Genomic DNA, 17057 nt, shown 5'->3' on the forward strand with positions numbered 1-17057 from the left:
TGTGCACGCAGCGTATAGCCACCATCGTCGCGCAGGTTTTTGCCGTCATATTGTTGCTGGGGACCTCCGGTATTGCCGAGGCGGTTCAGTACAATTGCTCCGACTACCCATTGATCAATGGTTTTCATGTCATTGATGGTGCGGTACCGACGACCCCTCCCTCTCCGCCATCTTCTCCGGCGCCGGACAACATCAAGATTGATGTGAATTGCCGGATCCAGAATTACCCGCAAGGGTATCCCGGTGGCTTCAATACCAACTTCAGCTTTGATAACAATGATCCGACCCCTTATCTGGTGATCTTCGACAATGTTTTCCACACCGGGAACATGTCGTGTAACACCGTGGCGGAGCACAAGATCTGGTTCACCAATGGCTCCTCCAGCAAGATCCTTGGTGGTAGCTGTCAGAATCTGCTGATCCCTGTCGAGATGATCGACAAGCGAGCGCTTGAAGGCCCTGGAGGAAACGAGATTACCTCGGCCACAGTTGGCGTTCCCTTTACCTACAATCTGACCATTCCGGTGCTGTTCGATGCCGGTTCTGGCACGGTTATCAACGGCGAGGGCTCCCTTAACGACGTTCACGATATCTCCGTCCGGGACGACATTTCGTCTGCCGCTCTGGGGGTGGACCTGACCTACCTGGGGCATACGGTTACCCGAGAAAGCAACGGCGCTCCGGTGGCTCACAACTTCAGCAATGTGGGTGGCCTGCTTACCTTTGACAACTTTCAGCCCAATATCTTGCCGGCTGGTGAGCAGATCATTATCGAGATCGAGGTGGTGCTGGAAGACACCGCGCTGAACGCTCCAGGGTCTGCTTTCATCAATGTGGCAGAGTGGGAGTTTGGTCGCTTTATTGACGGCATTTTCTATGACCCTCTGCCCGGGGAGAACGGTCGGGCTGAACTGGTAACGATTTCCGAGCCCGAGCTGGTGCTGGACAAGAATACCGATGCCACCGCCGTCAACTTTACGGATACCCCTGCTTATACTCTCGATGTTCAGAATGTGGGCGGGTTTGATGCCTGGGGTATCACGGTGGAGGATGAGCTCCCCACAGGCATGTGCCTGACCGACCCTTCTGCCAGTGTTACTGCGTCCGTGCTGGCCACGGATGGCAGCACGGTGGTGCGTACCCTGGATCCTCTGGCCGGGGATTTCACCGTCAGCTACGACGCCGGCACCTGTCTGCTGACGGTGACCTTGAACGATTCTGCGGGGGCGATAGCACCGGATCAGCATCTGCTTCTCAGCTACGACAGTCAGCTTGATCCCATTGGCAGCCCGGATGAGGCCAGTGATGGCGACACGCTGACCAACGTGGCAGCCGCCACCCAGTGGTTCAATGACAGTAGCGCCAATGCCTCCCGGGTTGAATTTACTGCTCCACGTTCTGACGGCACCCCCGGGGTCACGGATAATCAGGATGCCGAATCAGTGACGGCAGGATTGTCCGGTTATTATTTCGAAAAAACGGTCGTCAATCTGGTGACAGGTGCATCGCCTGCCTTTACGGCGGCTTCCGGTGATCGCCTTCGTTACCGTCTGCGGCTGTTTAACCTGGATCAGGTAATCAATGACATCAGCATCAGCGACCTGATTGATGTGGCTGGTCTGGATGCGTCGTCATTGGTGATAACCAGCTGCCCGGTACTGGCAAGCTGTTCTTTCGATGCTGGCACCGGGTTGCTCTCCGTTGATGGTAATCCTGTTCTGGATGCGGCAGCCGGCACCGACTTGATGGTCGAGTATGAAGTGGATGTGCTGGGCGGGCTGCCTGACGGCACCCTGATCAGTAACCAGGCCGACCTGAGCGCCACTGATGGTCTGGGCGATCCCTTCCTGACGCAAAGTGATGACCCCAACGTGAATGGTGTCTCCGATCCCGAAGTAGACGGAGATGAGGATCCTACAGTCGTTCAGGTGGTGGCACCCGGTCCGTTGAGCAAGGCCAACCCGCCGCAGACTGAAGTGGCCATTGGTGAGCAGTTCACCTATCGGGTCACGGTACCGGAAACCCCGGATGCCTCGCCATTGTTTGACGTACGTATCCTCGACAACCTGGCTGCTTCCGGTGTGGATCTGGGATTTGTCGGCGCCACCGTGGTATCTGGCGGTACCTGGTCCCTGACCAATACAGGCACGGCAAGCAATCTGGTGATCGAGGATCTGTCCACCGGCATCGATATTCCGGCCGGAGGCCAGGCCGTTATTGATATCACCGTGGAGCTGCTCAATACCGTCAACAACCAGAGCGGCGATACGTTCAGCAATACCGCCGCTTATACGTTCAATCGTGCCAATGGCAACCCGGCTTTACAGGTCAGTGGACCCGCAGGTCCCAATGACACTACGCCACCTCTGACGGTGGTGGAACCGGCTCTGGCCATCAGCAAGACCGTCGCCAATGTGACCACAGGCAAGTCACCCACGGATCCGGCCAGCGGTGGTGATGTACTCGAATATACGCTGACCATGCCCAACAGTGGCACTTCCGTGGCCAATGACGCCACCATCACCGATACCCTGCCTGCCGGGCTGACCCTGGTGCCGGGATCGGCGTCGGCAACTATCGGCGGTGTGCCGGTTGCCGGTTTTGTCGCCGCGCCCACAGACGCTGGCAGCGGGGTATTGATCTGGGGGGATGACAACGGCGATGACAGCCTGGATATTCCCGTGGGGCAGTCGCTGGAACTGACCTACCGGGTCAATGTGGCTGATGCCTCCATTGCCAGTTTCGACAATAGTGCGGTGGTCGAGTGGACGTCCCTGCAGGGAGACAGCAACGCAGAGCGCAGCGGTGCCGGCTGCCCGAATATTGCGCAGCCGGATGATTACTGTGCCGGCCCTGCAACGGCCACGATCACCACGGTAGATACCAACGCGCTGGCCAAGACGGTGGTGGCTGACAGCTGGAACGATGCCATCAGTACGGCCAACGACAGTCTGCTGCGAGTAGGCGATACCGTGGTTTATCGTCTGGCGCTGAACCTGCGCGAAGGGCTGACCACTAACGTAACGGTAAGTGACAGCCTGCCTGCCGGGCTGGAATTCGACAGCATGCTAGCCGTCAATGGTGATGCCTCGGCCCCGTTCAGTGCTGTGGCGCCGTTCAACCACGGGGATATCGCGGCCCCAGCCGTGGCGGGTAACCAGATCACCTGGACCATTGGTGACATCACCAATGCCATTAACAACGATACCAGTGACGATACCTTCATCATCGAGTATCAGGCTCGCGTGACCACCGACATCCTGGCTCATGTCGCCACCACCACACTGACCAACGATGCCAGCTTCAGTTACGACAACGGTATCGTCCTCAACGACAGCGCCAATATTGATGTACGCCAGCCGGTGCTGGTCACCCTGACCAAGACCGATGACCTGGGAAACAGCTACCCGGACAGCACCAGCCCACTGCAGGTGGATCTGGCCAGCGACATCATGAATTTCCGCCTGGAAGCCTGTAATGACAGCGGTTCCACGGCCCCCGCCTATAGTCTGCAACTGGTGGATACTCTGGCAGCCGAGCTGGATGAAACCAGCATCACTACGCCGCTGGTAACGGTGAATGGTGCAGCCCAGACCGATGGCGCCGATTACACCTACACCGCGCCCGCCGGGCCGGGTGGCAACCTGGCCTTTGATTTCGTCACTCCAGTGAACCCGGGCCAATGCGCCCTGGTGGAATACTCCATCGGCTTCCAGGACGATGTGGCGCCCAACCAGCTCTGGAACAACAGCGTTACGGCTGCGGAGTACTGGTCCTTGCCGGCGGCGGCTGGCCAGCAGTATGCCGCCCTGGGGCCGGCCGAATTCTGGATGACCAACCAGACGGTTGATCCGCTGCCGTTGAAGAGCCTGGTGTCTCCGGCCTCGGAAGCCGTCATCGGCGAGACGGTCACTTATACCATTACCATTCCGGCCATTAATGCGGCCCGCAGCGATGTGGTGGTCACCGATAACCTGCCGGTGGCACTGGTCTATGACAGTGCCACCGCCACCGTGGGTGGCAACCCGGTCGCCCTGACGGACAACAGTACGCCGCCGGATCAGGTGAGCCTGTCCATTGCCGATATCCCCGCCGGTCAGGAAGCGGTAGTCACCCTGGTCACCCATGTGGCCAACACCGTGGATACCAATGCGGGCGATACCTTCAACAACGTTGCCAGCTATACCTATGCCGGCTACAGCGGTACGGCCCTGACCAGTGCCCCCTCTGGCTCGCTGACCATTGTCGAGCCTCTGGTCAGCCTGACCAAGGCCGTCACGCCCACCGATCCGCCCGTGTCCGGGGATGTTCTTACTTACACCGTGGACCTGACGGCAGATACCGGGGCCACCTTCTCGGATGCCCTCGATCTGGTGCTCACCGATACCCTCAGCCTGGGGCTGGCCTATGTGCCTGGCACGGCCACGGTAGCCGGCGCGGCAGTAGAACCGGGCACTATCACCGGCGATGGCATCAATACCGCGCAGACACTGACCTGGGAAAACATCGACATCCCGGAAGGCACCGCCGTTCAGGTGGTGTATGACGTGGAAGTGCAGAACAACGTCACCCCGGGCCAGGTGCTGGCCAATACTGCGACCGCTACCTGGACCAGCTTGAGTGGCGTGGACGCCAACGAACGTGATGGCAGTGGTGGCGTGAATGACTACATCACCTCTGACAGCACCAACCTTGGGGCGCCGGACAATACCACCCTGGCGAAGACCCGAATCGCGGACACCTTCAATACCTCTGCCCAGGAGGTGCGAGTGGGGGACCGGGTGCAGTTCGAACTGCGCATCGGCCTGCAGGAAGGCAGCCATAACGATCTGGTGCTGACCGATGTGCTACCCACCGGACTGATCTACGAAGACATGGTCAGCGCAGACTTCTTCGGCACGGCAGGCACAGCCACGCCAACCGTCAGCGGCCAGACACTGACCTGGAATCTGGGTGACGTTACTAATCCGGCCGATGGCGACCCGGGCAATGATTTCCTGGTACTGGTTTACGAAGTACGGATCGAAAACAACGATGTGCTGAGCCAGACGCCGACCAGTCAGCCCCTGTTCAACAGTGCGTCTCTGGATTACACCGTGGGCGGTGTAGCGGCCCCCACCAAGACCGCGGATGCCTCGCTCGAGGTGCTGCAGCCGGAGCTGGCTGTGGCCAAGAGCGCCAGCGAAGCAGGTGGCGATACCATCGTGGTGGCCGGTGAAACGGTCACCTATACCGTAGATATCACCAACAACGGTCTGGCGCCGGCTTACGATACGGTGCTTACCGATACCCTGCCGGCTGGCATGCGCCAGAGCGGTGTGACAACCACGGCCATGACCCTGGTGAATGCCGGCACGGCCTTGCCGTTGCTGGCCCCCTCCTATGATGCGGGAACTGGTGTGGCCGTCTGGAATCTTGATAACGGCAGCGCCGATACCTACACCATTCCGGAGGGAGAGACCCTGCGGGTGGAATATACGGTGCAGGTGGATCCGGATGTGGGGGCTTCCCTGACTCTCACTAATTCGGCGCTGGTGTCCCTGTACTACTCCTTCGATAACGATGCTGTGCCTGCCAATGGCGTAGACACCGAACGGGAAGAGTACGGTCCCACCGCCGCGGCGACCAGCTCGCTGACCACTCCGGGACCGGGAGCCCTGTCGAAGGTGGAGTCTGCCAGCACCGTTGCCGTGGGCGACCAGCTCACCTATCAGATTCTGGTTCCGGCCATGCCGGTGGATACCGCCCTGTTCGATGTGCGCATCACCGATGATCTGGGTGCGTCTGCGGCGGTGTTGAGCTTTGTCAGTGTGGATCGGGCGCCAGCAGCCCCTGGCATCAATAGTGGCGCCTGGACGCCGACCAATACCGGCACGGCAACGCAGCTGGTGATTGAAGACACCGCCGGTGGTATCGATATTCCTGCCGGTGAACAGATTGCTGTGGATATCACCGTCGAGGTAGTGGATGACCCGGCCAATGTGGACGGGCTGGTGTTCAACAACAGCGCGGATTACACCTTCAACCGTGTCGACGATGACACAGCCACCCAGGGGGCCGGTCAGCCGGGTACCTCCGGTGACACCATCATTGTCGAGCCGGGTCTGGTGATGACCAAGACCGGTCCGGCGACCATGAGCGTGGGCACCCCGGATCTGTTCACGCTGGATGTGCAGAACACAGGTTCCGGTGCGGCCTGGGATATCACTCTGACGGATCATCTGCCGAACCTGGCGTCCGGTGGCATGTGCGACAACGCACCGGTGATCACCGCTGCCCGGGTTTTCGATACGGATGGCAGTACCCTGCTGGCGGATCTCGCTGCAGGTACGGATTACGTCACCAGCTTTGCGCCCAGCAGCCCGGGAACGCCTTGTACTTTCACTTTTACCGGTCAGACCGCGGCCGCCGTGCTGGAAGCCGGGCAATTCCTGCGGTTGGAATACCAGGCTGAGCTGGATGATGCCACGCCCGCCAACAGTGAGCTGACCAATTTCGCCGGGGCAACAGAGTGGTTCAGTGCCGATGATGCGTTTACCGAACGTCGCACCTATACCCATGTCCTGGAAGATGTGGTCGAGGACACTCCGGACCCGCAGGACTACCACACCCTGACCAGCAACCCGCCGGAAATGACAGTGGAGAAAACCGTTGTCATCCAGAACGACCTGAATGGGGATGGCCAGGCTAACCCGGGTGACAGCCTGCGCTACACCCTGACTGTCACCAACACCAGCCAGGTACTGTTGCCGGACTTCTCCCTGCTGGACGATGTAGGTGCGTTGCACACCGAGGTGATTTTTGAGCCGGGCAGTCTGGTAATGGTAACGGTTCCGCCAGGTGCTACGGACAACTCCGACGCCAATGGTGGCACCAATGGCGCCGGTCTGGTGGATGTGCAGGACCTGAGCCTGGATGTGGCCGGTTCCGCCGGCGATACCGTCACCGTGGTCTTTGATGTGACCCTGGCGAGTCCGATCGATAACGGCACCGTAGTGCTGAACCAGGGCAGCGTGGAAGCCTTTGGATCCACGCTGCAGTTAACCGATGATCCCAACCTGCCTGGAGACGAGGACCCCACCCGGATCGCTGTCGCGTCGGCGCCGGTCATGCAGGTGCAGAAAGTTTCTGATGATGTGACCGGCGACCCCACCGTACTGGCGCCGGAAGACACCCTGCTTTATACCCTGACGGTGGCGAATATCGGCAATGAGAATGCCGTGGACGTGACCCTGCGTGACGCCATTCCGGAATTCACCACTTACGTGGCCGGCAGTACCACGCTTAACGGCAATGCAGTTGCCGATCCGGCAGCAGGAGTGTCGCCGCTGGAAGCGGGCATGCAGATCAATGCACCGGGTAATACCTCGCCGGGAGCCATGGACGCGGATGCGACCGCCGCGGCGGAGAACGTGGCCACCATTACCTTCAGTGTGACCATCGATGCGGACACCCTGGCAGGTACCCGCATCGTCAACCAGGGTTTCGTTAATGGAGCCGGTACCGGCGGTACTGACTTCATGGAACAGCCTTCTGACGACCCGGCCACCCCGGTAGCCAACGACCCCACCGAGGATATCGTCGGCGCCTTGCCGTTGCTGGACGTGCAGAAAACCGTGGTGCTTGCCAATGATGTGAACGGCAACAATGCGCCGGATCCGGATGACACCCTGCTATATACCTTCGTGGTGACCAACAGCTCCGGTAACCCGGCCACCGATGTGGTCCTCACTGACCAGATCCCGGCCAATACGACCTATGTGGCCGGCAGCACTACCCTGAACGGTGCGCCTGTTGCCGATGCCGGTGGGGCGTCTGCGTTGGTGAACGGACTGCCGATCAATTCCAGCGGCGAACCGGCTGGCAGCATGGCCGGTAACAGCAGCGCCACGGTGACTCTGGCAGTAACCATCAATGCTGGTGTTGCCGGCGGCACCGTGATTCGCAACCAGGGCATTCTGGCCAGCACCGAACTGCCGGACGAACCGTCCGATGCGGACGGGGTAGATTCCAATGGTGATCAACCTACCGAAATCATTGTCGGCGCCGCCCAGCAGGTCTCCATCGTCAAGGACGTGACAGTCGTTGGTGGTGGCATCGTGCAGGCGGGATCGGTACTGGAATACACCGTACAGGTGGTCAACAACGGTCTGGTGCCTGCCACCCAGGTGGTACTCAGCGATGACCTGACACCGCTGGCCGGGCTGGCCACCTATGTGCCGGATTCGGCGCGGCTGAATGGTGGCACTGCGGGCGTGGATGACAGCACAGCGATCCTGGTGGGCGACTATGGCAGTGCCTACGGCGATCTGCCGGTGGGTGGAACAGCCACCTTGCGTTTCCAGGTTCGGGTGGATGATACCGTGCCGCCGGGAACCACCATCAGCAATACCGGCGAAGTGAGCTGGGACAATGATACTCGTTCGGCCAGCAGCACTGTGGTGGTGGAAGTGGGTGCCATCCCAGGCACCGCCACCCTGAGCGGTCAGGCCTGGCATGACGCCAACTTCGACAATGTGCTCGATACGGGCGAAACCGTGCTGCCCGACTGGACGGTGGAAATCTACCGTAACGGTTCGCTGCTGCGCACCACCAATACCGATGATAACGGCCGGTTTGTAGCGGCAGGCCTGCCCGAGACCATGGGTGGTGAAACCTATGAAGTACGCTATCTGGCTCCGGGCGCAACCGCATCGACCGCAACTCTGGGGCTGACCGACTCTGCATTTACCGACGGTCTGCAGCGTATTACCGATATCACTGCTGCCGCAGATGATCTGGTGCAGAACCTGAACCTGCCCATTGATCCGAACGGGGTTGTCTATGATGCCATCTCACGCCAGCCGGTCCCCGGTGCCCGGGTGACCATGGTGGATGCGGGTGGTAGCGCCGTTGCCACCAGCTGTTTTGATGATCCGGCCCAGCAGGGCCAGGTCACCACGGCCAACGGCTTCTACAAATTCGATCTGAATTTCAGTGCTGGTTCCTGTCCAGGCGGCAGCGATTACCTGATTCAGGTGGCGCCACCGGCCAGCGGCTATGAGCAGGGCGTATCGCGCCTGATTGCGCCCGACACCAGCGACGCAACGGCAGCCTACGATGTGCCGACCTGTTCCGGCGATGCGGTGGCCACCACTAGCGCTTGTGAGGTTCAATCCTCGGCTAACCAGCCGGGCACCTCTGTGGCAGCGGGCAGCCCGTTGACCGGTTATTACCTGCACCTGACGTTCGATAATACGGTGCTGCCGGACGACAGCCAGATATTCAACAACCACATTCCGCTGGACCCGCAACTTGGTGGAGCGGTGTCCATTACCAAAACTTCGTCGGTGGTGAACGTCAGCCGAGGCCAGTTCGTGCCCTATGTGATTCGCATCAGCAATACCTATGGTCTGGCGATTCCGGATCTGGTGGTGGTGGACAGCTTCCCGGCAGGCTTCAAGTACGTGGCAGATTCCGCCCGCCTGGATGATGTGCCGGTGGAGCTGGTTCGTGAGGGCCGGCAACTGATACTGCGCGACCTGGATCTGGCAGCGGACGGGCAGCACACCCTGAAGATGCTGTTCATCGTGGGGGCTGGTGTCAGTGAAGGGGAGTACGTCAATCGCGCCCAGGTGTTCAACGCGGTGGCGCCACGCAGCCATGCCGGCACCACCCGGGCGGCTTCCGGGGAAGCCTCGGCAACGGTGCGTGTTGTGCCGGACCCGGATTTCGACTGTACCGATGTGATCGGCAAGATCTTCGACGATGCCAACCAGAACGGCTATCAGGATGAGGGTGAAGCCGGCTTGCCGGGTGTCCGCGCCGTAACCGCTCGCGGGCTACTTGTCACCAGCGATGAATACGGCCGTTTCCACATTACCTGTGCGGTGGTGCCGGACGAGAACCGTGGCTCCAACTTCATCCTGAAAGTGGATGACCGCACCTTGCCCACCGGTTACCGCCTGACCACGGAGAATCCTCTGGTTCGCCGGGCAACCCGAGGGAAGATGATCAAGTTCAACTTCGGTGCGGCTCTGCATCGGGTGGTGCGCCTGGATCTGGCGAACGGGGTCTTTGAGCCGGATACCACACAAATGCGCTTGCAGTGGCAATCCCGTGTACCGCTGCTGATGGAAGAACTGGGAACAGAGGCTTCCATCCTGCGCCTGGCCTATATGGCCGAGAACGAAAGCAAGCGCCTGGTGGAAAAACGTCTCAAGGCAATGAAGCGAATGATTGCCGAGCAGTGGGCGGAAATGGGGAACCCCTACGAACTGATAATAGAAACGGAAGTGTTCTGGCGAACAGGCGCTCCCCCCGAGAGGAGCAGCAAATAATGATAAGGCGCATTCTCTCTGCGCCCCTGGGGGCGCGATTTGCAGCGGTGATTTCCGCTAATGAACAGGAACGGCGAGCGTTTTTGGCAATGAATCCAGCAATGCTTCTGATTGTGGCGTTGATGTTGCCCGCAACGGTAATGGCGGAGCAGGCGCAACCCGCAGAAGACGGCGAAAGCGGCGAGCCCCAGGTGCGTGAGAGCGCGTCATTGGGTAGCCCGACAGAAAAGCAATGGCCCCTCTACGAGCAGCCAACGCTGTGGATGCAGGATGACAGCATCTACAAGGAGAACCTGGGCGATCGCATCGAGACACAACAGGTTGAAAAGCAGGTATTGAAAACGGTGAAGTTGCCCAATGTGGTGCCACCGATCCGTTATGATTCCGGCGTGGCGGATATTCCTGATTCCTACGTGGCGATGCTCCGCGATGTTCTTGATGGAATGCGGGACAAGCGTAATGTTCGTCTGCATTTTGTCGGCCATTCCGACAACGTCCCCCTGTTCGGTGCCTTGAAGGCGCGCCTGGGCGACAACGTGGGGTTATCGCGTGAGCGGGCCGGCACTGCAGCAGAATTCTTCCAGGCCGCATTGGATCTGCCGGCAGAATCCATTTCCTATGAAGGGAAGGGGGAGGCGGAACCAATAGCCAGTAATGCCACTGCCGCTGGCAAGGCGAAAAACCGTCGCGTGGAAGTTCAGGTCTGGTACGACGAGGTGGCGCAGGAAACGGTGGAGAAGGAAGTCGTCGTTTCCGAGAAACTCAACCGGATCAAGGTTTGCCGGGTGGAGACCGTATGCAAGCTCACCTACAAGGATGGTCATAGCAAACGTACCAAGGTAAGAAACCTGGTGCCGCCTTTGCACTTCAGTGGTGAGTCACCAGATATTCCTCCCTCATTCCGGGATCATGTGCTGCAGGCGCTGGATAACCTGGAAGACAAGCAAAACGTGGTAATCAAGCTGATCGGCTACACAGACGATTCGCCGCTGGTCGGTCGTGATGCCCGTATCTATGGAGACCATTTGGGTCTCTCCAAAGCTCATGCTCGCCGTGCGCTGCTGGCATTGCAGGATTCCTTGAAGCTGCCTTCTTCCATGCTTGATAGTGCTGGCCGTGGCAACACGAACCCCATTGCATCCAATGAATCTGAATCCGGGCGGGCCCTTAATCGTCGTATTGAAGTGGAATTCTGGTACGACGACATGCTGCAGTCACTGCCGGATGAGCCGCAGATGTGTCCGGAAGATTCCGGGGCCGAAACCGTGACACGGGTTTACGATCCACCCACCGGTCGGATCAAGCCGGTGCCTTACGAAAATGGGCAGCCAAAGATCGCTGAAGGTTACATAGCCCGCCTGGGTCGGATCCTGGAAGACATCACCGACAAGAGCAATGTTCGCCTGCGGTTTATCGGCTATACCGATAACGAACGGCTCGACCGCCGCACCGCCATGGTCTATGGCGATGACATCGGCCTGTCAACTGCCCGTGCCCGCCGTGTCATGGAGGCGATAAGTCAGGAGCTCGGCCTTACCGAAGAGCAGACGGAGTATGAAGGCCGTGGCTACGTGCAAAGCGATGACGTGGTCAATACCGGCTTTGTGGAATCGGATATTTCCCGGGTGGAAGTCCAGGTGGTCTATGACGAACTGGCCATGCTGGATGATCTGGATGGTGTGGATATCCAGCGCCTGACTCGTGAAGTGGACGTGGCCAACCCCTACGACCTGAACCTGATGCGTATTACCGTTGACGGCAAGCCGCTGGATGACCCGGGCAAGAGTACGCCTGATGTACAACGCTGTACCGACGTAGCATTGGAAAAAGCCGATATCCAGTTCAAATTCGACAATCTGGACATAAAGCCTCGCCTGAACGTCACCGCCTGGCCCAACAGTATTCGCTACCAGGATGTACCGGACACGGAGCTTCAGGAAAATCTCGTGCAGTTCCGCATCTACAGTAACTACCCGGCCTTTATCGACAAGGCGGAAGTGCGTCTTTTCGAGAAAAGCACATCGCTGCGTGATACGCCGCTGGCGGTGGTGCCGGTGGACCAGAATGGTTATGCCGAATGGTTAGCCGAATTCGAAAGCTACCAGGCCCCGGGGCGCGATCTGCAGTACGTACTGCGAGTGTACGACAAGGACGGCCGTTACGATGAAACCGCAGCGCAAACGCTGTGGGTGGTGGATGATCTACCTGAGTCTGACCTGGCAGACAAGGATGACGCCTACCAAGCGCCAGACCAGGAGCTGCTGGTGGGCTATGGCGAAAACCGTCTGGTTCGCTCCGATATTCCGCTGAAAGGCGGCACCATCAAAGTATATGGCAAGCATATACCCGAGGACCGTCAGGTTTTTGTGGCCGGTCGAGCCGTGCCGGTATCCCGCAGCGAGCAGACACCCGGTGAGTTTGTGGTGGAGGAAATTCTGCCGGCAGGTTTGCACACCATGGAAGTCGCCGTTATCGACCAGGAAGGCAACGGCGAACTTTTCCTGCGCGATCTGGAGCTGGAAAAAAGCGACTGGTTTTATGTGGGGATTGCCGATGTGACAGCGTCGCTGTCGGATACCAACGGGCCGGCAAAACTGGTAACCCAGGACGGTCATTATGACGATGACCTGAGTGTGGACGGGCGTCTGGCGTATTACACCCACGGAAAATTCGGAGAAGACTGGGAGCTCACGTCCAGTGCCGATACCCTGGAAGGGCCGGTGGAAGATCTGTTTACCGGCTTTATGGACAAGTCCCCCGATGCCATGTTCCGCCGTATTGACCCAGACTACCATTTTCCTACCTATGGGGATGACAGCACAGTGGAGGACGGGGCGCCGACGCTGGGCAAGTTCTACCTGAAACTGCAGAAACAGGATAACTATGGCTTGTGGGGCAACTTCCGCACCAGTTATACCGATAACTCACTGGCTCACATCGACCGCAGCCTTTATGGCGGCAACCTGCATTTCCAGTCGGATGCGGTAACCAGTTTCGGTGAGAAGCGATTCCTGTTTGATGGCTTTGTGGCGGATCCGGGGACCATTCCGGGGCGAGATGAATTCCGGGGCACCGGTGGCTCGCTTTACTATCTGCGCCATCTGGACGTGTTGGAAGGATCTGACCGGGTTCGCATCGAGGTGCGTGACAAGGTGTCCGGCATGGTGCTGGCGGTGAAGAATCTGGTACCGGCCCTGGATTACGATATCGATTACCTGCAGGGGCGTATCCTGCTGTCCGAACCGTTGTCGGCCAGTTCTGCCGATGAACTGCTGGTGTCAACGGATGCCAGCGGCGGTAACGAGGTGTACCTGGTGGCTCGCTACGAGTATGCCACCAGCTTCGAGGAAATAAGCAATCTCTCCCAGGGTGGGCGACTGCATTACTGGGCCGGTGACCACGTGAAGCTTGGTCTGACTGGCAGCAATAGCCAGGAAGAAGGCAACAGTGACCTGCAGGCGGTGGATCTGACCCTGCGCAAAAGCGCAAAGACCTGGTTCAAGGCTGAACTGGCTGGCAGCGAAGGCTCGGACAACTCCACCTTCCTGTCCAGCGACGGTGGCTTCAACTTTGCCGGTGCCAGCAATGGTGCCGCACCAGGGCAGGAAGATGACATCGAGGCTGATGCCACGCGCTTTGATGCCAGTGTCGCCTTCCGTGATGTCTGGTCCAAATCGGTTGACGGCACCGCGACCGCCTACCAGCAGAAAGTGGAGGCCGGCTATTCCGCGCCCGGCGTGATCACCGCCAAGGAAACCGAGCAGATCGGCGGGACCTTGTCCGTGCCGGTGACCCCCTCCACTGACGTGACTGCCAAGGTGGACAGCAGCGAGCAGGTTCAGGGCCTGACAATCGAAGCGGCGGAGTTGAATGTGGGCCATCGCCTCAATGATCAGTGGAAAGTCAGTACGGGGGTCCGGCAGGAAAACCGTGAGGATAATTCAGCGCTGGTTCCGCTCACCCAGGTTGAGGGAGAGCGGACTGATGTGGTGGTGCGTGGTGACTATGATTCCGGCAGCAGATGGTCCGCTTACGGTTTTGCCCAGAGTACTGCGCAGAGCAATGGCAATCAGGAAGACAATGATCGAATTGGTGCCGGTGGTTCCTGGCGTTTTACCGATCGCCTGCGCAGTGACGGCGAGCTGTCCTCCGGTGATATGGGAGTCGGCGCCAGGGTAGGAACGGAATACCTGGTGTCTGATCGCAGTAACGTCTACCTGAATTACGCGCTGGAAAATGAGCGCAGCGACAATGGCGTTCGTGCCCGGCGCGGCAACATGAGCTCCGGGTTCAAGACCCGTTACTCGGATACCACCAGTGTCTACCTGGAAGAGCGCTATACCCATGGGGATGTGCCCACCGGCCTGACCCATGCCACCGGCATTGATATTGCCCCCAACGATCGTTGGAATTATGGCGGTAGCCTGGATTTCGGCACCCTCAGTGATCGCGAAACCGGGGCAGAACTGGAGCGTCGCGCTGCGGCCCTGAAAGTGGGTTATGCGTTCAATGAAGTGAAATTTGCCAGCGTGCTGGAATATCGTATCGACAAGGCCGAAGCGCTGAATCTGAGCACCTCGGAGCGCAAGACCTGGCTGACCAAGAACAGCATGAAGTACCAGTTTACCCCGGACTGGCGTTTGATCGGCAAGCTCAACTATTCCGATAGTCAGAGTTCACTGGGTGAATTGTATGATGGCAGCTTTATCGAAGCGGTCATGGGCTACGGCTATCGCCCCGTATATCACGACCGGCTCAATGTGTTGGCCAAGTACACCTATTTCTACAATATGCCCTCGGCGGGCCAGGTGACACTGAACAATACAGCAGCGGAGTTTATCCAGAAGAGTCATATTCTCTCTGTGGACGCCATTTACGATCTGACACGTCGTTGGAGTGTGGGTGGCAAGTACGCCTACCGTCTGGGCCAGATCAGCCAGGACCGGGTTGATCCGGAGTTCTTTGACAGCCGGGCCAGTCTTTACATCCTGCGGGCGGATTGGCATGTGATTCGTCATTGGGATGCCACTGTAGAGGCTCGTTTGCTGGATCTGCCGGATGCGCAAGATCAGCGCAGTGGCGCCCTGGCCGCGATCTATCGCCACCTCAATGACAATGTGAAGTTCGGGATCGGCTATAATTTCAGTGACTTCTCGGATGACCTGACGGATCTGGATTACGATCATCAGGGGGCATTTATCAATTTGGTGGGCAAGATCTAACAGTTAACAGTGAATAGTTCGCGGAAAAATGCAGCATCAACTGAAACGCATGAGGCCGCGCCCAAAGACTAGGCGCGGCCTCATGCGTTTCAAAAACAGCAAACCTGATGCGGGTCGCTATTAACTGTCTTATAGCGAATCTGTCAGCAAAATCCCGAAGCTGAAGCGGTTCTCGTAATCGTCGTAGTTTATAAGCGAATCGCCGTAACCACTGAACACCTGGACCAGTCCCTTGAAGCGTTTGCTGAGAGGGAAAGAGTAGTTGATGCGGCCAGCGCCCTTGTTGTCCGAGCGCAGGTTGTTGCGCACCATCAGTTCGAGCACGTGGTTGCGGAACGGGTAGGCTACCTCCAGTTCAAAATTGCCCATGTACTTTTCGATGTCAGGATTGTCATCGCCGGAGGTATCCAGAGGATCATCTTTCTCTTCTTCGGGAATCCGGTACCAGGGTTTCACGGACCAGTAGTAGTCACCGGTCTTGAATACGTAATTCATGAACACCCGATTCCAGCTCCGTGACACCGGCACATCACGACCATTGGATTGGTGATTGAAGCCCGCCACCAGCAGCTCGGAATCCAGTGGGCCGATCTGCCAGTCCACCGGTTTGGAAATGAAGATTTCCGGCTCGTAGTTGGTTTCCCGGAACGGCGCGGAGATCTCACTGTTGTAGGCCTGCCAGAAGAAGGTACCGGTAAAGGCCATCCACAGGGTCACATCATCGACGATGTTCTCCTTTATCGGTGCCTTGAGCGATAACTGGAACTTCACTTCGTTGGGCTGCAAGTCCCGATCGTCCTTATCCGGGTCATTCCACTGGCGGTTGGACCAGTAGCTGTAGGGCAGCAGGTAATTGCGACGGTGGGGGGTGATCACAAAGGGGTTGCCGCGGGTGGTGTTTTCCAGCGCCAGCCTGGCACGCAAGGCATCCTCGTTGGTGCGTTCTCCGGGCAGCTCTTCGCCGTTCTGGCACCAGCCGCGCAGCTCTTTCAGAGTGACCTGCTCATTGGCAGTCTGGGCACTGCGCAGCAGGCAATCATTCTGCTGCTGGGCTTTGCTCATTTTCTCCGGTGATTCATCCGGTACCGGGGCGTCATCACCGTCTGACGGCTGCGGTTGTTGTTCTTTTTCGGGTTCAGAGACTTGCGGGTTGTCTTCGGCATGGAGAGTGGCGGTACAGAGAGAGGCACTGATCAGTGTCAGGGCCAGCACCAGGGACTTGTACATGCAGCGATCCTTTTGCGTTGCCGAGATTTCCGTTTGGCACATTCAGCATCCGGTTTACAGGTTGCTGACTTCCTCGTGACTCATGGAGCGAGCTTGATCCTCCAGCATGACAGGAATGCCATCGCGCACCGGATAGGCCAGGCCGCTGGCCTTGCACTTGAGTTCCCCGGCCTTGTCATCATAGATCAGCGGTGCCTTGCTGACCGGGCACACCAGGATGTCGAGAAGGTTGGTATCAATCATTTTCACCGTCCTTTGCTGTGATCTGGCGAGTATACCCAATGTCCAC

The 17057-nt window shown here is 58.6% G+C and carries 4 protein-coding genes; 2 read left to right on the forward strand and 2 right to left on the reverse strand.

Annotated elements, in window-relative coordinates; genetic code table 11:
- Nucleotides 1-50: 50 nt before the first annotated feature.
- Nucleotides 51-10319, forward strand: a complete 10269-nt coding sequence (locus tag HUJ17_RS15340) for an isopeptide-forming domain-containing fimbrial protein (protein ID WP_290511512.1) — start codon at nucleotides 51-53, stop codon at nucleotides 10317-10319.
- 101 nt (nucleotides 10320-10420) lie between these two features.
- The gene (locus tag HUJ17_RS15345; RefSeq protein ID WP_290511513.1) at nucleotides 10421-15541 is read left to right on the forward strand and encodes an OmpA family protein; all 5121 of its coding nucleotides are present in this window, start codon (nucleotides 10421-10423) and stop codon (nucleotides 15539-15541) included.
- A 129-nt stretch (nucleotides 15542-15670) separates the two neighbouring features.
- On the opposite strand, the gene HUJ17_RS15350 is transcribed toward HUJ17_RS15345, so the two are convergent.
- On the reverse strand, nucleotides 15671-16768 hold the full coding sequence (locus tag HUJ17_RS15350; protein WP_290511514.1) for a phospholipase A: 1098 nt from the start codon (nucleotides 16766-16768) through the stop codon (nucleotides 15671-15673).
- 54 nt (nucleotides 16769-16822) lie between these two features.
- Nucleotides 16823-17011 carry a Trm112 family protein gene (locus HUJ17_RS15355; RefSeq protein ID WP_290511516.1) on the reverse strand — a complete coding sequence of 63 codons (189 nt, stop codon included), beginning with the start codon at nucleotides 17009-17011 and terminating at the stop codon, nucleotides 16823-16825.
- Nucleotides 17012-17057: the final 46 nt, after the last annotated feature.

Origin of the sequence: Alcanivorax sp., from assembly GCF_014762765.1 — a bacterium.
GTDB lineage: Bacteria > Pseudomonadota > Gammaproteobacteria > Pseudomonadales > Alcanivoracaceae > Alcanivorax.